The organism is Proteus penneri (genome assembly GCF_022369495.1).
In the GTDB taxonomy this organism is placed as follows: Bacteria; Pseudomonadota; Gammaproteobacteria; order Enterobacterales; family Enterobacteriaceae; genus Proteus; species Proteus penneri.
Map to the genome: position 1 here is coordinate 388,587 of NZ_CP059690.1, position 21,300 is coordinate 409,886.

Below are 21,300 nucleotides of genomic sequence, written 5' to 3' on the forward strand. Positions count from 1 at the left end.
ACGACTATGAACCATATAGATATAAATAAATTAATCAGTCATTTTCCACTAGTGCGTGACTTAGTGGACTTAAAAGAAGTGGTTTGGTTTAACCCAAACGTGACCACCACTGACCAGGGACTTCCATATGTTGGTTTAACGCAAGATGATGTAATTGACGCACAAGCACGGTTACAACGTTTTGCACCTTATTTAGCTAAAGCATTTCCAGAAACGGCGGTGACTCAAGGGATTATCGAATCTGAAGTGATTGATATTCCTAAGATGAAAGTTGCTCTTGAAAAGCGCTATAACACATCCATTAGCGGTCAATTGCGTTTGAAAAAGGATAGCCATCTACCTATTTCAGGTTCAATTAAAGCGCGTGGTGGGATTTATGAAGTATTAACGCACGCTGAGAAATTGGCAATCAACGCGGGATTACTGAGTACAGATGATAATTATGAAAAATTATTCTCTGATGAATTCCGTAAATTCTTTAGCCAATACAGTATCGCGGTAGGCTCAACAGGCAACTTAGGTATGTCTATTGGGATCATGAGTGCGAAATTAGGCTTTAGTGTAAGTGTGCATATGTCTGCCGATGCACGTCAGTGGAAGAAAGATAAATTACGTTCTCATGGCGTTAATGTTGTTGAATATAAACAAGATTACAGCATTGCGGTAGAAGAAGGTCGTAAAGAAGCTGAGAAAGATCCTAACTGTTTCTTTATTGATGATGAAAACTCAAAAACATTGTTTTTGGGTTATGCGGTAGCGGGATTACGTTTAAAACGCCAATTTGAAGAACAAGGTGTTCGTGTTGATAGTGAACATCCTCTGTTTGTTTATTTACCTTGTGGTGTTGGTGGTGGTCCTGGTGGTGTTGCTTTTGGGTTAAAACTGGCATTTGGTGATGCAGTGCACTGTTTATTTGCTGAGCCAACACATTCACCTTGTATGTTATTGGGCGTTTATACCCAATTACATGAAGGTATCTCTGTACAAGAGATTGGTATCGATAACGTCACTGCCGCTGATGGTCTGGCTGTTGGCCGCGCATCAGGCTTTGTTGGTCGAGCAATGGAGCGCTTAATTGATGGTTATTACACTATTGATGATCAAGAGCTTTATGACTTACTTAGTTTATTAAATAAAGAAGAAGGAATTAAGTTAGAACCTTCGGCTTTAGCAGGAATGGTGGGAGCTGTACATGTCACTCAAGCTAAAGATTATCTGCAAGGTTTATCACTAGATAGCCAAAAAATGCAAAATGCCACGCATTTAGTATGGGCGACGGGTGGGGGTATGGTTCCTGAGGATGAAATGCAAAAATATCTCGCTCAAGGAAAATAGAGTGTAGAGCGGGGGGAGTTTTTTTGAACGCTTATTAAATTAAAAAATAAAGGGAGTCGTGCCAGTATTTTGAATTGTTATCTAAAACAATAATAGCGTAGCAATGTGTTACACCAAGTGTTACATCAAACATTCACACCAGGATGTCACACCAGGGGAAAATGTCGTAGTATTATTATAAAAAAGAGGCACCCATTGGGTGCCTCGTTACTTTATATCTTGCTAAATCAGAATATATTAAAAATCAATTTTAACATTTACCCCATAGTTTCGACCCGGTAATGGAGCTAAATATTTTAATTGAGAAGATGCAGGCCTTGCTTCAGTATTAGTGAGATTATTAATCATAAAATCAACGGAAACATCTAACTTATCAAGATGATATTTTTTACCAATACCGGCATCGACTAAAGTATAGGAAGGAAAGGTAATATCTCCACCATACATTAATCCACCACTCTCTTTCTGTTTTTTATAGTAAGTTGCGCGACTAAATGCTGTTAATTCGCCATGCTGATAATTAATGCCAATACCATGTTTTTCATTAGGTAAGTTTGGTAAATAATTACCTGCAATAAATAACTTTCTTTTACTTTTATTTTCGACAAAATCCCCGAATAGTGTAAATGTAAGATTATGATCGTGAGGCATTTCATATAAATACTTAAATTCGTATTCTAATCCTTTTGTTTCGAGATCAGTTTCATCCCACTCCATAACGGTAACACCACCACGACTGATCCCCGTTAATCGCCTAAATTTAAAATCACTGTAGTCTGTTTTATACAAATTAATCTTATTAGAGAAATTGCCAATCTCAATAACAGATGATAATTCAATACTTTTGCTTTTTTCGGTATTAAATTTACTGTTTCCTTGTTCTTCAATTAAATAAGCATAATGAGGGCCATGTGTATAAAGTTCATTAATTTCTGGTGCTCGATAAGAAATATTTTGTTGTAGTTTTAATGTCCATTCATCAATTGGTGTAAAAGATAGGGCGAGTGTATTTGCACTTGTATCAAAATGACGGTTTTGTAAATTAGAACCTTGCCCTCTACCACGATTATAATTCGCTGGAATATTGAGATTATGTTGAGTGTAACCTTTACGATATCCAGCCGTGAGCTCAAAAGGAGATAAATTTAGCGATTCAACCCAATATATTCCGTACTCTTTGGTTAATACACTGGGTAAATAAGCATCATAACCAGACGTTTTCAGATCACGATAATTACCGTTAACGCCAATAGCACCGTTTAACCGATTAAAGAGTGGAGCATGTGCCGTTTCTAATGCTAATTGGTGATTTTTGGTCTCAAATACGGATGATGCAATTTGTCCCACTAATTCTTCATCTTTCGATTCAGAATAAGAGTAATAAAAAGCGCTGTCTCTTAAAAAAGGTGTTAAGTGATAATGTTTTCCTTGTATATCTATTCGCCGATTATGATTTGAAACCGAAACAGGCTTATACATTTCTCGACTTGTTTTTGTGGTGAGATAAGCATAACCCGGTACACCGTAAGAAGTCTGAAAATCAGTAACAGATAAACCTATATAGCCTTCATCTCTAATATAAGAAAGAGATGCATTGCCACTTTGGCTTTTTAAAAAGCTATTTGGGATCTCTTTATTATTATTTTCAACATAATGTTTAGGTGGAGTCACATGTTCAATCGATGTGGGACTACCCGGTTTATATTGTGAATTGGGTTCGTTATCAACATAGCCAACACCTGAAAAATAGTCTTTATCTTTAAAGGTATATTTTTCATCTTCACTTAGCTCATATTCAACCTGATATTTTTTCCAAAACTCACTAATGTAAGGATAAGCTTCAGGATTACGGCTAGTAAATACTTTCATATCCACTTGGCATTGATCACGTAATGCAAAATGGTCTTTTAGTTGTTGATAGCTATAACAAGCTCCCACTTTAGAGCGTGTTGGAATTTTATATCGAGAGACGCGTTTAGTGGCACCTGAAATATTAAAAATCCAGTTTTCTTCATCGCTGAACTTAATATTTGCAGAACCTCCATTACCGTTATTGGTACTTCCATTAAAAGTCACGGCACCTGAAATCGCTTTTTCAGGTAGCTGTGTCATTATTCGGTCATCCCACAAATGAATAGCGCCACCGCTTGTACTACCACCATAAAAGAGTGCTTCAGAGTTTTTGCTAATCGATATTTCATTAATTCTATTCATATCAATGGGGATTGGCATATTTCCACTAATAAATGAAACATCATTAATTGGTAGATTATTGACTAAAATGCCTACACGATTTCCTGATAAACTTCGAATAACAGGTCTTGCAGCATTAGGGCCAAAGCCTTCGGCTTGTACACCAGCAACTTTTGCAACGGTATTACCAATCGTATTTGTTTTTATTTGTTCAAGTTGTTTTCCTTTTATCTCTTCTCGATTATTGAGTAATAAAGAGGAGAATGTCTCTTTGTTTTTTATTGATGTTGCTTTAACAGTAATAACATCGTTTGATGTTTCTTTTTCTTGGCTTTTATCTTGATTATTCTCTTTTCCATATAAAGGAGACGACAAAAGTATAAGTAAAATAATAGAGAGTTTACTTTTTTTCATGATATTCATATTAGAATGTAAGAGTAGCGCCTAAGATAATATTACGACCAGGTAAATACATTTCATCTTTAATATAAGAGGTGCTGTCTTTCCCTTTTGCATCAAAGATATTATTAATCTTGGCGTATAAGGTATAATCTGTGTTATCTAAATAACCAATATATTCACTACCTAAACTAACTGTGTTATAAGCCTCTGTGGATGTTTCATAGTCTGCTGTTTTATTCTGTTTTCCAAAATGATCAATGCGGATTTGTCCAATTACGTTTTCTGTAAAACTATGTTTAATATAAGTACTTAAACGATAAGCCGGTATTCTTGGTATATTTCCCTTATTGTGTAGTAAATTTGCTCTAACATAATCACCAGAAATACCAATTAAGCTATCTTGGTTATAGTAATAATCAATATTTCCTTCTATACCTTTAAACTGTGCATCATTTTGAACATATTGTAATGAACGATAGCCATTATTTAATTCAGTCCCCGTAAACTGACCGTAAATATAATTATTAATACGGTTATAATAGGCACTTATATTGAATTGAATATCACCTGTTACTTTAGTTATTCCAATATCAATATTATTTGCAGCCTCTGCGGTTAAATTAGGATCGCCTTTTTCAATAGTTCGACTTGCAGCATGAACACCATTCGCGTAAAGCTCTTCTGCAACAGGTAATCTTTTCGTGTGTGAGAGTGATAAATTTAAAAAATAGTCTTGTGTAAAATTCCATGCTAATCCAGCAGAAATAGAAGATGCACTCTGCTTATTATTTTTTTGAGTTTCTCTATTTAACAGTGATTGCCACTCTTGGCGAAATCCTAATTCATAGCGAAAATCACCTAATTGGTATTCTTCTAATAAAAAGAGTGAGTGATTTTTTGTTTTTGTTGACGGTACATAAGCTTCTTCTCCTTGAGCACTAAAATCACGCTGATTAAATTGCCCGCCAATAACACCATGCCAACCCCAAATAGGTTGATGTGTAAATGTCAGTCTTAATTCATCGCCTTTGTTTTTAAATGAGGTACTGACTTCATTTCCTTCTTTTTCATCATGATGATAATCGGTTCTGGCCGCACTGAAACGTATTGATTCAATACCAGTAAATGGATTGTTTTTTTCACCACGAAGATCCCATCGTTTGCTATCCATAACAATATAAGGAATACCATGTTGATGTTGTTCATCAGGGTATTCATGATTGTGATTATGATGATGATGGCCGATTAACGGAGGGCGAATTGAGGTATGATGATGGTATTCCTCTTCATGATCATGAAAATGCGTATGCCCGGGTAATCCATATCGGCGATGTTGTTCACCATAGCCAATTCCAATATAGCCATCATCTAAGATCCAAGATGCACCGATATTTGCCGATTGGTTATCTTGATAAGATCCGGCTAAACGGCTAGGTTCTCCTTGATGCAAAGGTGCTGGCTGTTTGTAATCGCTTTGATAACGTTTAGTCCCTTCAAGGTGCAGAGCTAAATTATCTTCTCCTAATGTTAATCCGATTGATCCTGTATTTCCCTTAGAAACGGAATCGTATTGATACTGTAATTCGCCCTCGTAGCCTTTTTTAGGCACTGACATAGGAATCTTGCTATCAATAACGTTAATTGCACCACCTATTGTCCCCCCTCCATAAAGTAATGTTGCAGGGCCTTTTAATACTTCAATACGCTGGCTTAAAAAGGGTTCACTGGTGATTGCATGATCTGCACCAATCGACGAGACATCCATAAGATCACTACCACTGTGTAATACCTTGACTCGATTTCCAGACATTCCCCGAATAACCGGATGTACCGAACCGCCACCAAAAAAACTGGCATGAAAACCGGGTAGAGATGTCAATGTTTCAGCAATTGAGGCACTACGATTAGCGCGTAGCTCTTCTTGTGTCAAAACTGCAACAGGTATTGCCATTTTTTCTTGTGGCGTATGTAAAGGTGTTGAATAGACTTTTAATACCTCATTAGTCTGATTTTCTTTTGATTTTATTGCAGAGCTTGCATTTGCAAACAAAGAGTAACTTATTGAAATAAAAAGCGTTGTATAACTAAAAATGGATTTCTTCATACCGTTCACCCTCCTTTTAAGTAATGTTATAATGTAACATTTTAAAAAGTATTGTAAGTAAGTATAATTATCATTAGCAAGTAATGATTTTTTAAAAATAATAAAAAACCTATAACTGTATGTAATTTAATAAAAAATAAATTGAGAAGATGAAAAATGAGGGTGTGAAAAAGGCGTCATAACGACGCCTTGAAGATAAATGAGAAAATAGGGTAAAACTATTTATTCTAAAATAAACATGCCATAAGGATGAATTTGCAGATAATAGCTATCACCGACATTTGGTTGAAGCTGTGTGGCATTGACTTGTAATAGCAAAGTCTGATTTTGCCATTCTACGGTTACCTCATACTGAGGACCCATATAAGCGACATGGATGATTTTGCATTGCTGACAGGCATCGCCTTGTTGAGATAAGGTGATAGCTTCTGGTCTAACGCCAACTCTAACGTCTGTTTTAGTGGTGTTAAATGTATCTGGCTTTGGTAGACGATATTGGAAAATATCAACATAATCAGGGCCTAATGTGGCTGGGAATAAGTTTGCATCTCCCATAAAGCTGGCCATAAATTCAGAAGCTGGTTGGCGATAAAGAGTTTGCGGTGAACCTAATTGCATTATCTTGCCTTTATTCATCACCAATACCATATCAGAAACCGCAAATGCTTCACTTTGGTCATGGGTTACGTAAAGAGAAGTGATATTAAACTGTTGTTGTAATTCACGAATTTTTTCTCTCATGCTACGACGTAAATTAGCATCAAGGTTACTGAGTGGCTCATCAAAAAGCAGTACTTTAGGTTTTAAAATTAAGGCGCGAGCTAAGGCAACCCGTTGCTGTTGTCCCCCTGATATTTGGTCAACAAAACGATCTTCAAAGCCCGCTAAGTCCACCAGCTCTAAAGCTTCAGAAACCCGTTGTTTGATTTCTGCTTTAGGACGCCCAAGCATTTTTAAGCCATAGCCAATGTTTTCCCCTAATGACATATGAGGGAAAAGGGCATAAGACTGAAATACCATACAGATATCACGTTGTTGAATTGAGCGTTCAGTGACATCTTCACCATCAATAAAGATCTTACCTTCTGTTGGTTTTTCTAACCCAGCAACTAAACGTAAAACGGTTGTTTTACCGCAACCTGAAGGGCCTAATAATGAAACCATTTTGCCTTGTGGAATAGACAAACTGAGATCTTCAATAACCGTGTTAGTGCCAAAACGCTTAATGACATTTTTCAGTTCAACGAAATGTTGTTGTGTCATGATTTATACTCCGTATTACTGTGCATTTTTGGCTTTAGAGCGTGAAACACGGGCTTCGCCAATCAAATAGTCAAATAAGAAAATAATTGCCAACATGACGACGATTAAAATCGAGCCATAGGCAATTGCGACACCGTATTCACCATCTTCAACACGGTTTAAAATATAAGCAGTTGCAACACGTGTATCAGGTGTAACAAGGAAGACGATGGCGCTGACTGTGGTAATCGCACGCACAAAGCTATAAATCAGCGCAGATAAAATAGCAGGGCGTAATAACGGCAATAGCACATAGAAAATCGTTCTCATTGAATTTGCTCTTAAGCTTAGAGAAGCTTCATCAAGCGATTTATCAATTTGTCCTAATCCCGCAATACCCGCACGTATTCCCACAGGCACGTTACGCATAGTCATTGAGATAATGACAATTGCCGCCGTTCCCGTTAAATAGAACGGTGAGTCGTTAAACGCAAGAATATAAGAGACACCGGCAACAGTTCCCGGGACAGCAAAACAGAGCATTGTTGTGAACTCAATACTTTTCTTACCTTTAAAGTCTTGGCGCACGACGATATAGGCGATTAATAGTCCGAGAATAGCGGTAATCGGTGCTGCAATACCTGCATATAACAAGGTATCTAATAACGACGGCCATGCACCATCACTCATTCCTTGACCAAATAACTTGATAAAGTTATCCAGCGTTAAGGTGTAATCAACTCCCCAGTTAACGGTGAAGCTACCATAGAAAATACTGCCATATAACAAGATATTAAAGACAACCCAAATAGCTAAAACTGTTGTCACAAATGCAATTAGCGACGATGGCAAAGGTTGAACATCACCACGATAGGATTTCCCTGATACGGTGACGTAAGAGCGTTTACCAATCCACATATACTGCACACAGAACACTAATAGTGAGAAAACTAACAGTGATGCACCTAATGTACTGGCTGATTGATAATCCAATTGAGAGCCAGTGATATAGAAGTAAATTTGTGTGGCGATAACGTCAAAGTTGCCCCCTAAAACCAATGGGTTACTAAAGTCAGCAAGAGATTGCACAATCACAATTAAAAATGCATTGGCTAATGCGGGCTTAAGTAACGGCATAAAGACGTTAAAGAAGGTTTGATAACGGTTAGCTCTTAAGGTGTAAGACGCTTCTTCTAATGAAGGGTGAATGGTTTTAATGGCACCGTCTAAAATCATAAATGACATAGGCGTAAAGGCGAGCACTTGCGCTAACCAAATTCCAGTAAAGCCATATAACCAGTTGGTATTTTCAAGCCCTGCATAAGTGGCAAGAAACTCTGTCACATAACCAGAGCGCCCCATCATAAGTGTGACGCCTAAACCAACAACAAAAGGAGGTGTTACAATGGGTAAGATAGAAAATACGCGACCAATAATGGCTGAGCGCACCGCAATACGAGAGGTATAAATTGCTAGAATTAAACCAAAGAAAGTACAACCTATTCCCACAGCAATAGAAAGCGCAATAGAGTTGAGCATCACTTGCACAATATGAGCTTGGCTTAAAATAGCGATAAACTCAAAAGGTGCAAAATTGCCTGCGCTATCTTTAAACATCGGAATAAAAATAGCGATACTAGGAAAGATAATAAATGCACCAATCAGTGCAACAACGGCTATTAAAGAGCCAATAACAAAGCTATCACCACCAAGCCATTCCAAGCGTGTTAAGGCGGTTTTCATGATCATTCCCAGAGCAATAAAGAGGATGATCGCAGAGTAACCTAAACCTCGTCCTTCAAGCGTTGCACTAACTATCGTAATAACCGCACAAAGTAAGGCAAAACTTGCATCAAAATAGTGGCGAGAACGATTTTCACGCTTAGGTTCGTTAAATGAACGAAAGAGCAGTAAACTTGGTAATAAAAACCAGAGCCAACTGATATTGACGCTACTCCAACCGTAAGAGGTGAGTAATTCATCTGCTGTTGAATCTAAAAGACCGTAATCAAGGCTCCATGATGGCAATAAAGCAAATGCCATCCATGCAATTAGGATCCATAAAAATATGGGATCCCGCCTCTTTTTTTCAGGTAAAGCGAGTGTGTGAGACATAAATCCCCCGAAAGTAAATGTATTTATTATTATGTGAAAAAGAGAGCGAGAGATTATCTCGCTCTGTTGATGATCTATTTACCCATTTTTACTTCGGTTACCCACTTATTAATCAACTCTTTACGCACATCACTATCGCCATATTTATCCATGTCGTAGTTAATGAGTTTTAAGTCAGATAATTTCAGTGCCATTGGTGAAGACTCTGCTGAGGTATTTGTTAGGATTTGGTAAGATTTACCTTCTTTCCAGCTAATTTCTTGCGCTTCTTTTGAGAGTGTCCAATCTACGAATAATTTTGCGTTATCCATATTACGGGCATTTTTAATGATACTGACACCACCGATTTCATAGCCTGTACCTTCACAAGGTGAAATCAATTCAAGCGGTGCACCATTTTCAACTTCTAATGAGTAATCATGTAAGAAACCAATACCAATGGCTGCTTCACCACGAGCGGCGTTTCGCGCTGGGGCAATACCTGATTTGGTGTATTGAGAGATATTAGTATTGATTTTCTTCAGATAATCAAAGGCTTGTTCAGTACCCCATAACTGGTCAAAGGTTGCCAGTGCGGTATAAGCAGTTCCTGAACTTTGTGGATCGGCGATTTGAATTTCACCTTTATATTCAGGTTTGATTAAATCTTTCCAACAAGTTGGAATAGCAATCCCTTTTTCTTTTAAGCGATCTTTATTGACGCCGAAGCCTAAGATACCGACATAGACCGCAGAAGAGTAGTTACCTTTACGTTTAGCGGGATCACGGAATTGTGGCATGATTTGATCGAGATTAGGAGAAACATAAGGTTCTAGTAGATCCATTTCACCTGCTTGTGAGTGGGGATCCATTGTACCACCATACCAAACATCAGCTTGTGGATTGCGTTTTTCAGCTTCGATTTTGGCTAAAGTACTTCCTGAACCATTACGAACGAAGGTGGTTTTAACATCATACTTTTCGGCAAAGGCTTTTGTTTCAGCTTCACACATTGCATTTGTCGCACTACAGTAAACCACTAAGCGACCAGCCGCATTTGTTGATAAGCTAACAGCAGACAGAGCCAGACCAGCAGCAACAAGTGTAGAGAGGGTTTTCAATTTCATGTTCAGAACCTTTTAAATGTGTCGTCATCGGAAAATGAAAGTGGGCCAACTAAATGCTCTTGTTTGCTAACATCAGCAATCAACAATGGCATTAGTAAGAGTCCCATTAAGGCCGCAGCACTGGTTAATAATGCAAACATCCCAGTCCAACCATAATGCGCCATGACCTGACTTAATGGCCAACCTGCCATTGCTGCCCCTAAGTAGGCATACAATCCCAAGTAGCCAGTTACCGTGCCTGCTGCGTTTTTATGACAATATTCTGTTGCAGCAAGCCCGATTAACATCTGTGGTCCGAACACGAAAAAGCCGATACTAAAAAAACAGGCTGCGAGTAACGCATAATGATGAATTGGAATTAACCAAAGCGCTGCTACTGCGGTAAAAAGCCCGAGTGAAAACAGCAATATCATTGGTGCTCGTTGGCCACGGAATAATAAATCCGAGCCCCAGCCTGAACATAACGCCCCGAGTAAGCCACCCACTTCAAATAAAGAGAGAATGGCGTTAGCACTCAATAAGTTGGCGCCATGTGTTTCTGATAACCAGATATTTCCCCAATCGTTAATTGCCATACGTATGAGATAAACCAAAATATAGGAAAAACCTAGTAACCAAATCATTCGGTTAAATAAAATGCTATCTTTCAAAATAGTTAGCATAGGTTTAGGGGGAGAGGCTTGCTCTTGACGTAATTCAAAAACATCTCGCCGCCACACACCCACAGTAGGAAGCCCTTCTTCTGCGGGAGTTCCTTTTAATCGTACACACAACCACAGCCCGATGATGATGCCGATAATACCGGGAATAAGCAGTGCGACTTGCCAACTATAATGCGTCGCTAGCCACGCAGTTAAAATGGGAAGACTCATCCCGCCAAGGTTAATTGAGATATTCCATAATCCCCACCAGAAACCGCGTTCATTGCGTGAATACCAGTGTGTTAACAACCTTGCACAAGGGGGCCAGCCAAAACCTTGAAAGAAACCATTTAGTGCCCAGACCAAAAGCAGTGCTGGAAAAGAGAGACAATAGGCAAAAATAATATTCATAACGCCAGTCATCACTAATCCCACACCCATAAACCAGCGATATCCCCATCTATCATGGAAAATACCGGAAATAAATTTAGATAAACCGTAAGTGAGATAAAAAAGGCTGGCTATCCAACCGATATCTCCTTTATCTAAATTCAATTCAACTTGCATAACGGGCATCACAAAGTTGACGCTTTTACGTGTGAGATAGAAAGTGGCATAACCGATAATCATCGACAGCATTAAGTTTTTGCGCCAAAAGTTATAGGTCTTATTTATTGATGCCGAATTTTTACCTGACATAACATCCTCTTTGATGTTGCAAATGTAAAAAAAATGTCGAGAAAAAGAATGAGATAAGGTTGTAGATGACTAAGACTTATTCTTAGTTTTCACTGTTTTCTTTTGAATTTGTGGGTAAGTTAACAATTATTTTCGTGCCGTGATGATTTATCACTTCCCATTCTCCGCCTAAAGCACGAATGCGTTCTTCAATGCCACGTAATCCAAAACCGCCACTTTGTTGTGTTGATAATGATGTGGGGAGCATACCAATACCATTATCGCTAATGATCAGCCGTAGACGGTTTTTGTTTTGGGTTAACGAAACTTCAATATAGGTTGCGTTGGCATGTTTACTAATATTATTTAATAACTCTTGTACTAAACGATAGAGGGTAAAAATTATGGTTTCGTTTTCAGGCTCTTTATCTAATGAATAATTAAAATTACAGGTGATGCCATTGTCATTGAAGGCAAATTCATTGATTAAATGATGAAGGGCTTTTTCAAGCGACATTTCTTCTAAAACAGGTGGGCGCAATTGTCGTAGCAGTTGACGTGTGGATTGATGAATTTGTAGCGCGAGCCGTTCAATTTGCTCTCCGGTTTGGCGTGTTTTGTCGTTATCTGCGGTTCTTTTAATTAGCATCGATTGAATTTGGATTGCGGTAATATTTTGTCCAATTTCATCATGTAATTCGCGAGCAATGGCTTTTTTCACATCTTCTTCGGTATGAACCAATTGCTCCATTAATTCACGTCTGGCTTGAAGTTCTTGCTCTAGGCGTAATCGATAATGACGTAAATTATGGGCTAATTGCTGTTGACGACTTATCGCTATCCCTAAACCAATACCAATAATAGCTTGTGTGGTTAAGAACATTTCTAATTCACGCAAGTCATTAAATGCGCCGTTTACTTGGCGGGCAAAGGTAATCATTAAGCTTCCGAGTAATGCCGATAATACGCCACCTTGCCAGCCATAACGATAAGCCATAAAGACGTTAGGAATAAAAACGAGAATAACTAATAAGCGCTCTATTTCGGGGGTTAAGAAAACCTGAGCGCTTAATCCGATAAGACAAAATAGAAATCCCCACATTAGCAAGGAAGTTCTTAATGGCGGATCTGGTGTTCCAACAGAGATTAACGCTCGACTTTGTAATTCACGAAGATATTCATAAAGTAAAAAAACAAAAGGCGCGAGTAATATGCCACCAGTGACTGAGGTCAGAAAAATTCCGCTGGTGGTATTAATAAAAAAGCCAAGAATAAAGGCTTGTAGCAGGCTATTAAAGCCAACAGCGCCAATTAATAGGGTTAAGCGTTGCCAGTAGAGAGGATACCGCCACCAAATACGTTGCACTTCTAAGGCGATAATTAGGCTTAATAATGGAGAAAGATAAATAATAGCATGGGTAATTAACTGCTCTTGCGTTAGCCAGTAATAAAGCCCCCATTCTGCAAATAACATCGGTAGCCAAAAGCGACGCCAAAGTAAAATGATTAGGGCTAATCGCAGACCTTGAGGTAAGAAAAGGGCGGCTTGTTGCCCATTTTTACTTAAATAGAAACCAATCACCCAAAGTGATAGCCAAAGTAAAGAATAGGTGAGTAATAAAAAGAGGGATTGAAGAAGAAAACGCAGTCCCCTTTTCATGTTACAACGATCCTGTGATCAACTGATTTTTTAAGGCGAAATGAACTAAATCGATGGTTGTTTCACAGCCTAATTTACCGAGTACATTGGCTCGATGAACGTGTACGGTTTTATGGCTAAGATTAAGTTGTACTGCAATTGTTTTGACATTAACACCTTGAATTAAAAGATTAAAAATTTCTCTTTCACGAGGAGTTAAAGAATGTAATGCATCTTCTTTTTCAGGGGTATGTCGCAATGCTTTCATCGCATCAGAACAAAGATAACAGCCACCTTGATGTACAGCGCGCACGGCTTGTACTAACTCTTCAGGGCCACAACGTTTGGTTAAATAACCTCGAGCACCAGAGTCTAGTGCACTTTGAACAAAAGCAGGGGTGTCATAGATACTTAAAATAATAGTTCGAAAATCAGGGCGCTTTTGTTTTAAGCGGTTTTGGAGTTGTAGACCGCTTTCGCCGGGCATAGAGAGATCCATAACGGCAACATCAATATCATCATGTACTAAATAAGGCCATGCTTCTTGCCCATTAGAATACTCACCCACAATGTGAATATCGGGTTCTAGCATTAACAGTTGTGCAAAACCAGAACGCACAACAATGTGATCATCTACTAAAGCAACTTTTATCATAATTTTTTATTAGTCAGAGAGTAGTCAGATAATACTTATCTGATTTATAACAAGCTACAGGAAGATAAGCGAGGAAAAATGGAGAAGAAACTCGGTTTTGAATCTTATATCTCGTTTTATCAAGGTGGATCGTGACAAGCCAATAATACCAATAGGTTATTTATTGTTCTTATTTCCCATAAGCAGGGAACCTCTGCCTATGGGAAGTAGGTAATATTTTATTAATTAAGCAACTTGAACTGGCACGGCTTTGGCTATGCGCTTCATTTCATTGTTGTCTTCAAAATAGGCGATGTTGGGTTTATGGCTACGCGCATCACTATCAGGAATTTGCACATAAGAGCAAATAATTAAGCGATCGCCAACGGCGGCTTTACGCGCAGCTGCGCCATTGACTGAAATAATTCGTGAGCCTCTTTCCGCACAAATGGCGTAAGTTGAAAAGCGTTCACCATTATCTACGTTATAAATATCAATCGCTTCATTTTCAAGAATACCAGCGGCATCCATAAAATCCTGATCAATCGCGCAAGAGCCTTCATAATGAAGATCGGCTTGTGTGACTTTTACGCGATGAAGTTTGCCTTGTAACATAGTGCGTAGCATTGTTGTGTTTCCTATTTTTCGAATAATGAATATTAAACAAGGTTAACTTGTTGGTTATCAATAAGACGAGTATTACCTAGCCATGCTGCCATTAAAATCACTGCTCGACGACTCTCTTCATTTAATGGTGTGAGTGTATCTGCATCACAAATAAAGCATTCATCTGCACGAAAACCTTTTTGTTCTAAAGTGTTTTTTGCATTTTGCAGTAGGTGATTAACATCATGATCCCCCAACTTTAATTGTTCTGCGATTTCTTGCATTGCTTGGTAAAGTGCAGGGGCTTGCTGTTTTTCATTATCAGATAATAGACGATTGCGCGAACTGAGTGCTAAACCATTTTTGTCACGTACGATAGCAACAGGAACGATGCTGATATCCATACATAAATCGTTTATCATTTTTTGGATAATTTGCAGTTGCTGGAAGTCTTTTTCACCAAACATCGCGACATCAGGTTGTACAAGATTAAATAGTTTACTGACGACTGTTGTAACACCACGGAAATGACCAGGACGGCTTGCACCCTCCAATACAGTAGAAAGTACAGGTACATCAACCGTTGTTTGGTTTTCCATGCCATGTGGATACATCTCTTTCGCAGAAGGCGCGAAAATGATATCGACATGTTTATCACGCAGTAACTCGCAATCTTCTTGTAAAGTACGAGGGTAGTTTGCTAAATCGGCCTCTCTATCAAACTGAAGTGGATTAACAAAAATAGATGTGATAACCACATCTGCATGAAGACGGGCTTCTTCAATTAATTTTAGGTGGCCTTCATGAAGGTTACCCATAGTTGGAACCAATGCAATGCGTTTACCTTCTTGCTTTAATCGCTTGATTTCTCTGCGTAAGATAAGCGTGGTTTCAATAATTAGCATGGCGTGACTCCTTTAAACGATGTTTATAAATTAAGATAATAAATCAGTTAAATGTATGTTGTTCTTGTGGAAATAGGCCTTGCTCTACTTGCTGAACATACAGGCTAACGGCGCCTTGCAAAGAGCCTGCTTCTTGCAAGAAGTTTTTAGAGAATTTTGGAGGCTGTGGCGTTAATCCTAATAAATCATGCATAACGAGAATTTGGCCATCAGTAACATTTCCCGCACCAATACCAATAACAGGCATCGTTAGCGCGTCTGTAATCGCTTTTGCAAGAGCCACGGGAACACATTCTAAAACAGCCAGTTGCGCACCTGCCTTTTCAAGTGATATGGCATCTTGTTTTAATTGTTCTGCGGCTGCTAGTTCTCTGCCTTGAACTTTATAGCCACCAAAAACATTAACGGATTGTGGTGTTAATCCTAAATGAATACAGACTGGAACAGCACGTTCGGTCAGCATTTTTACTGTCGGTATTAACCAGCTACCTCCTTCAATCTTTACCATATTCGCCCCTGCTTGCATCAAAATGCCGGCATTAAGGCAAGCTTGCTCAGGTGTTGAATAAGACATAAAGGGCATATCTGCAATTAAAAAGGCATTAGGCGCACCAGCTCTTACGCAACGAGTGTGATAGGCAATTTGCTCAACAGTAACGGGTAAGGTGCTGTTATGACCTTGTAGTGTCATTCCTAAGGAATCACCAATCAACATGGCTTGAATACCTTCTTGTGCAAAAAGGTGAGCAAAACTTGCATCATAAGCAGTGAGTGTGGCGAATTTTTTCTTTTCTTGCTTATAGCGGTTTAGCGTTGAAAGCGTAGTGGGTTTCATTGTAAAAAACTCCATCAGTGTCGTTTTTGGTGTGTAGATAAAATTAATTACTTCACATAATCATTTGTTTATTAAAGAAAATATTAGATTATCAAAATAAAGCCGCTTTCGATTGTAGCATTTAAGGACTAAAAACGAAGAAAAAGTAATTAAATGAGTAATGAAAAATAATAAATGATGATTTTTATTTATATTTATCAGTTTGTTATATGTAAAAATAAATATAAAAGAATTCAAAAATAGAGAAGAAGAGCTGAATTTGAAAAATTGAGGGAAAGCAAAAGAGAAGAGATAGGCTGATACAGTGTCTATTTTTACGGTATCAACCTTTAGCATTAAGGACGTATTAGCGTGAAATTACCACTTTTCCATGCCATTTTCAGGCACTAACGCCAATCTATCTGCTAATAACTCACCATCAGGAAAACGAAGTTCGGGGGCTAATTCCGCTAATGGATAAAGCATAAATTCGCGGACTTTAAGTCCGTAATGAGGTACCGTTAATCGCTCGGTTTGGATCACATCATCACCAAATAACATAATATCAATATCAAGCGTTCTCGGCCCCCAACGATTGCCTTCTTTTCTGACGCGACCTTGTGCTAATTCAATTGCTTGAGTGTTATTAAGCAACTCTTCGGGGGCTAATGTTGTATCAACCACAACAGCGACATTAAGGTAATCAGGTTGATCTTGTGGTCCCATAGGGCGAGTACGATACCAAGATGATTGTGCAATTAATGTTGTTTGTGGGATCTCACTAATTGCCTTAATCGCTGAATTCACCTGATTTTCAGGTGAATCCAAATTACTTCCCAAGATGATATAAACACGTTTTTTCTGCTTATTCATGGGTGTTCTCTTGTCTGGATGCAGGTTTTGCACTTGGATGGCGAGGGCGTTTACGTGGACGTGGACGTCTACGAACCGGCGCTTGACCTAATTCAGAGACCATTGAGCGTTGTTGTGTATTGTTAGATGCTTGGAAATCAGCCCACCAACTTGCTAACGCTTCAAGATCTGGATTGCGTTGTACATTGGCACGTAATTCCAGTAAATCGAATGCGGCACGGAATTTAGGGTGCTCAAGTAATTTATTCGCTCGACGACCTTGGCGTTTCGGTAAACGTTGTTGCAATAGCCAGATATCACGCATGGTTGTGGTAATGCGTTTGGGTATCGCAATAGTACGACATTGCTCATCTAAAATATCGTTCATCGCCATAGAGAAAGAGTCATAGTAAGAAAGACCACTTTCTTGGACTAATTTTTCGGCATGTTCAATTAATGGATACCACAACATCGCCGCAAATAAGAACGCCGGATTGACTCGCATCTCTTTATTGATGCGGTAGTCCGTATTTTTGAGAATTTGATCTATCATTCTCTCCATCGGCGTATCATGTTGCTCTGTCATTTTAGAAGCAATTAGCGGAAACAGTGGTTCAAGTAATTGATGACGGCACATTAACTTGTAAGTTTTGTAGCCTTGCCCTGTTTGTAATAATTTTAGCGACTCTTCAAAAAGACGAGCCGATGGAATATTACGTAATAAAGGGGCTAATCTGCTAATAGGCTCTGCCGTTTCTGGTGCAATTTGCATATCCAATTTGCTGGCAAAGCGAATTGCTCTAAGCATTCTGACAGGATCTTCGCGATAGCGCGTTTCAGGATCGCCTATTAAACGAATAATACCAGCTTTCAGATCCGCTAAACCGCCAACGTAATCACGTACAGCAAAATCATCAACGCCGTAATAGAGACTGTTTAATGTAAAGTCACGACGAATGGCATCTTCTTCAATTGAACCAAAAATATTGTCGCGCAGTAACATGCCACTTTGTGCTTGCTGGGATTGGTTGTTGTCTGAAACTTCATGATCTTCATGAGAACCACGGAAAGTCGCAACTTCAATCACTTCGGGGCCAAACATAATATGAGCAAGACGGAAACGACGACCGACTAAACGACTGTTGCGGAATAATCGACGTACATCTTCAGGCGTTGCATTTGTGGCAATATCAAAATCTTTTGGTTTTTTTCCCAGTAATAAGTCACGGACACCACCTCCCACTAAATAAGCCTGAAAGCCAGAGTTATTTAGTCGATAAAGTACTTTTAAGGCATTATCACTGATGTCTTTACGTGAAATTGGGTGTTGATCTCTTGGGATCACAGTCATTGGCAAATCACTCCCGTTCGCCTTTTCTTTGTTACTCTTTTTCTTACGGGGACGGTCTGCGGATATAGCAGGACGCCGACGCACAGGTTTCTGTGTTTCTTGTTTTGGTCGGTCAGATGCAGTGACTGGCCTTTCACTTGCTACCGGTTGTGTGTCTGATGACGGTGTTTGTCGCCCTAGCAGATTACGGCAGAAATGTGCTACTCGATTAAAAATATGACACCTCGAATAATAAATTCTAATAATTAAAAAAATTAAGCGGCTAATCATAGCCTACTGAACATTTTTTGAGAATGCTTTGTGTGGTTTATTCATACCTTTGTTGCTGATGATTTTGTTTTAAAATCTCAGAAGGTGACCACTGTGCTATCGCAATCTCTAGCAATGATGTTAACGAATAATCTTGCCAACCTGCAATAATGGGCTGATTAAGAAACCGTAAAGCATCGATAATGACCGGTCTTGGATCAGTATCTGGTAACGCATTCGCGTGATTTTGTTTTGATAATTTATTACCGTCATGATTTATTACTAAAGGTAAATGAGCATAACGCGGAATAGGTAAATTCAGTTGTTTATGTAAACTGATTTGTCGCAATGTGGGATCAAGTAGATCGGCACCTCTAACAACTTCTGTTACACCCTGATAACTATCATCAATCACTGTTACTAGATTATACGCAAATAAGTTACCTTTTCTGTGAATAATCATATCTTCTAATACGATAGACGTACTCTTTGAATAATATGTACCTTGAATGCTATCTTCAAAATGATAAACGGGATGCTGTTGGATTAATCTCCATGCACTCTCTTTATCGAAAGGTGTAACATTATTCGTTAGCGGTTCGCGATGACGGCAGTGGTTATCATACACGCCCCCTAAGTCATGTAAACGATGACGGCTACAATGACAGTGGTAGCAAACACCTTCTTTCCAAAGGGTGTGTAAAATTTCACGGTAAGCATCATGGCGTTGCGATTGATAGAGGATCTCTTCATCCCAGAACAAACCATAATGTTCTAATGTGCGAATAATTTGGAGTGCAGTACCAGGAGGTTCTCTAAGAGGGTCGATATCATCAATGCGTAGAAGCCAACGCCCGTGGTGTGCACGAGCTTGAAGATAACTGCCAAGTGCAGTAACCAATGAGCCAAAATGAAGTCGACCCGTTGGCGATGGCGCAAAGCGCCCAATATAGTCTGTAATCTCGTGCATCGAAAGATTCAGATTAACGCCTCAACGTATTAGGTTGAGGCGTTTGCTCATTATTAGCCAGCCATCTGCTTTTCACGGATTTCAGCTAAGGTTTTACAGTCGATACATAAATCGGCTGTAGGGCGAGCTTCTAAACGGCGAATGCCGATTTCTACTCCACAAGATTCACAGAAACCAAAGTCATCATCTTCGACTTTTTTCAGTGTTTTCTCGATTTTCTTAATGAGTTTACGTTCACGATCACGGTTACGCAGCTCAAGACTGAATTCTTCTTCTTGTGCAGCTCGGTCAACGGGATCAGGGAAGTTTGCCGCCTCATCTTGCATATGAGTAACGGTGCGGTTGACTTCATCCCTGAGCTGATTGCGCCAAGATTCAAGTATTAGCTTAAAATGCGCTAATTGGGCTTCGTTCATGTACTCTTCGCCCGCTTTTTCCTGATATGGCTCAACGCCAGCAATAGCGAGAATGCTCATGGACGATGTTTTACGCTTTTGCCCTTCTTGCATAATGCTTCTCCTACATACGCATTTCTGAATAATCCCCACCTTAAAAACAGGAAGGGGAAAAAATAGGGCGCTATAAATAGCAGATGCCCGCGAGGATAGCAATTATTCCTTTAATAAGTTTTCTCATGGTGTGAAGGTACGCAAGTAAATATCCCTTTTTAGTTAAAAAATGATTAACTAACACCATGGATTTCAATTAACCATTTGAAATAAAAGGTAATTGCTGTCCAATTGTTAAATTGTATTCACTAATATTGATGCGATAACACAAGATTTCAACCCCTGCATCACATGCTTCTTTTAGTAGTGAAGCATAGTTAGGATCAATCTCTTTAGCAACAGTCACTTCCGTAATGCCAGTATGGGGAACTGCGTAGAATAAGACAGCCCTTAAACCCAATTTTGCGATAGCGGTCAACTCTCGAAGATGTTTCTGACCACGTTCTGTTTTTGCATCAGGGAAATAACCCATACCGTTGTCGAGCAAAGTGACTGACTTCACTTCAATATAACAGTCAACTTTATGATTTGATTTAAGTAAAATATCAATACGGCTATTCTCACTACCGTATTTCACTTCTCGTTTTATCTCGTCATACTCAGATAATTCTGGAATGTCACCCGCCTCAATCGCATCAGCAATAATCCCATTCGCTCTTAAGGTATTTACACAAATCCAATCATCGGTTTGAGTTTGAGTCAGTTCCCAGCTGTGCGGATATTTTCTTTTTGCATTCAAAGAGGTGGAGTACCAAACAGTATCACCCGGTGTCGCACATCCCGTCATTGCACCTGTGTTGGCACAATGGAGCGTGAATTCTTCCCCATTAGGGGTAACAACGTCTGCTAAAAAACGCTTATATCGTTTTAGTAAAGTGGCAGATTGTAGCGGTTGCTCAAATTTCATGATCACTCCGATGAAAATATGACCTTTAATAAAGCGCTAATGCTACAA

17 protein-coding genes are annotated in these 21,300 nt (G+C 39.0%); 1 reads left to right on the forward strand and 16 read right to left on the reverse strand.

The features are described from left to right. The first annotated feature begins 6 nt into the window (after positions 1 to 6). Positions 7 to 1,335 (forward strand): D-serine ammonia-lyase, encoded by a 1,329-nt coding sequence (locus H1225_RS01680; protein WP_161707147.1) that lies wholly within the window; start codon positions 7 to 9, stop codon positions 1,333 to 1,335. A 237-nt stretch (positions 1,336 to 1,572) separates the two neighbouring features. On the opposite strand, the gene H1225_RS01685 is transcribed toward H1225_RS01680, so the two are convergent. The 16 genes from H1225_RS01685 to sfsA all read right to left on the reverse strand — a co-directional run bounded on the left by H1225_RS01685 (position 1,573) and on the right by sfsA (position 21,252). Next, complete coding sequence (locus tag H1225_RS01685; RefSeq protein WP_161725116.1) at positions 1,573 to 3,942, reverse strand: TonB-dependent receptor domain-containing protein; 2,370 nt, start codon at positions 3,940 to 3,942, stop codon at positions 1,573 to 1,575. A gap of 10 nt (positions 3,943 to 3,952) precedes the next feature. Next, entirely contained in the window at positions 3,953 to 6,034 is a 2,082-nt protein-coding gene (locus H1225_RS01690; RefSeq protein WP_115065119.1) for a TonB-dependent receptor domain-containing protein, read from the reverse strand. A 222-nt stretch (positions 6,035 to 6,256) separates the two neighbouring features. Further along, on the reverse strand, positions 6,257 to 7,297 hold the full coding sequence (fbpC, locus tag H1225_RS01695; RefSeq protein ID WP_161727577.1) for a ferric ABC transporter ATP-binding protein: 1,041 nt from the start codon (positions 7,295 to 7,297) through the stop codon (positions 6,257 to 6,259). A 15-nt stretch (positions 7,298 to 7,312) separates the two neighbouring features. Beyond that, positions 7,313 to 9,391 (reverse strand): ABC transporter permease, encoded by a 2,079-nt coding sequence (locus tag H1225_RS01700; RefSeq protein WP_072063605.1) that lies wholly within the window; start codon positions 9,389 to 9,391, stop codon positions 7,313 to 7,315. Positions 9,392 to 9,465: 74 nt separating this feature from the next. Continuing rightward, positions 9,466 to 10,497: an ABC transporter substrate-binding protein gene (locus H1225_RS01705; protein ID WP_006534965.1), complete on the reverse strand. Its 1,032-nt coding sequence runs from the start codon at positions 10,495 to 10,497 to the stop codon at positions 9,466 to 9,468. 2 nt (positions 10,498 to 10,499) lie between these two features. Further along, positions 10,500 to 11,837: an MFS transporter family glucose-6-phosphate receptor UhpC gene (gene uhpC, locus H1225_RS01710; RefSeq protein ID WP_161725122.1), complete on the reverse strand. Its 1,338-nt coding sequence runs from the start codon at positions 11,835 to 11,837 to the stop codon at positions 10,500 to 10,502. A gap of 82 nt (positions 11,838 to 11,919) precedes the next feature. Further along, positions 11,920 to 13,476 (reverse strand): MASE1 domain-containing sensor histidine kinase, encoded by a 1,557-nt coding sequence (locus H1225_RS01715; protein ID WP_115065121.1) that lies wholly within the window; start codon positions 13,474 to 13,476, stop codon positions 11,920 to 11,922. A gap of 1 nt (position 13,477) precedes the next feature. Next, complete coding sequence (locus H1225_RS01720; protein WP_161669626.1) at positions 13,478 to 14,110, reverse strand: response regulator transcription factor; 633 nt, start codon at positions 14,108 to 14,110, stop codon at positions 13,478 to 13,480. A gap of 225 nt (positions 14,111 to 14,335) precedes the next feature. Continuing rightward, positions 14,336 to 14,716 (reverse strand): aspartate 1-decarboxylase, encoded by a 381-nt coding sequence (gene panD, locus H1225_RS01725; RefSeq protein ID WP_036932765.1) that lies wholly within the window; start codon positions 14,714 to 14,716, stop codon positions 14,336 to 14,338. 32 nt (positions 14,717 to 14,748) lie between these two features. Beyond that, positions 14,749 to 15,600 (reverse strand): pantoate--beta-alanine ligase, encoded by an 852-nt coding sequence (gene panC, locus H1225_RS01730; protein WP_006534958.1) that lies wholly within the window; start codon positions 15,598 to 15,600, stop codon positions 14,749 to 14,751. A gap of 43 nt (positions 15,601 to 15,643) precedes the next feature. Then, on the reverse strand, positions 15,644 to 16,435 hold the full coding sequence (gene panB / locus H1225_RS01735) for a 3-methyl-2-oxobutanoate hydroxymethyltransferase (RefSeq protein ID WP_161727574.1): 792 nt from the start codon (positions 16,433 to 16,435) through the stop codon (positions 15,644 to 15,646). Positions 16,436 to 16,792: 357 nt separating this feature from the next. After that, a complete protein-coding gene (gene folK, locus H1225_RS01740; RefSeq protein ID WP_006534956.1) occupies positions 16,793 to 17,287 on the reverse strand; it encodes a 2-amino-4-hydroxy-6-hydroxymethyldihydropteridine diphosphokinase in 495 nt (164 codons plus the stop codon). Continuing rightward, complete coding sequence (gene pcnB / locus H1225_RS01745; RefSeq protein WP_109399245.1) at positions 17,280 to 18,887, reverse strand: polynucleotide adenylyltransferase PcnB; 1,608 nt, start codon at positions 18,885 to 18,887, stop codon at positions 17,280 to 17,282. Before pcnB ends, folK begins: the two co-directional genes overlap by 8 nt. A gap of 37 nt (positions 18,888 to 18,924) precedes the next feature. Then, on the reverse strand, positions 18,925 to 19,836 hold the full coding sequence (gluQRS, locus tag H1225_RS01750; RefSeq protein ID WP_115065122.1) for a tRNA glutamyl-Q(34) synthetase GluQRS: 912 nt from the start codon (positions 19,834 to 19,836) through the stop codon (positions 18,925 to 18,927). Positions 19,837 to 19,889: 53 nt separating this feature from the next. Beyond that, positions 19,890 to 20,345, reverse strand: a complete 456-nt coding sequence (dksA, locus tag H1225_RS01755; protein ID WP_023580786.1) for an RNA polymerase-binding protein DksA — start codon at positions 20,343 to 20,345, stop codon at positions 19,890 to 19,892. 196 nt (positions 20,346 to 20,541) lie between these two features. Next, positions 20,542 to 21,252: a DNA/RNA nuclease SfsA gene (gene sfsA, locus H1225_RS01760; RefSeq protein WP_006534951.1), complete on the reverse strand. Its 711-nt coding sequence runs from the start codon at positions 21,250 to 21,252 to the stop codon at positions 20,542 to 20,544. Positions 21,253 to 21,300 lie beyond the last annotated feature (48 nt).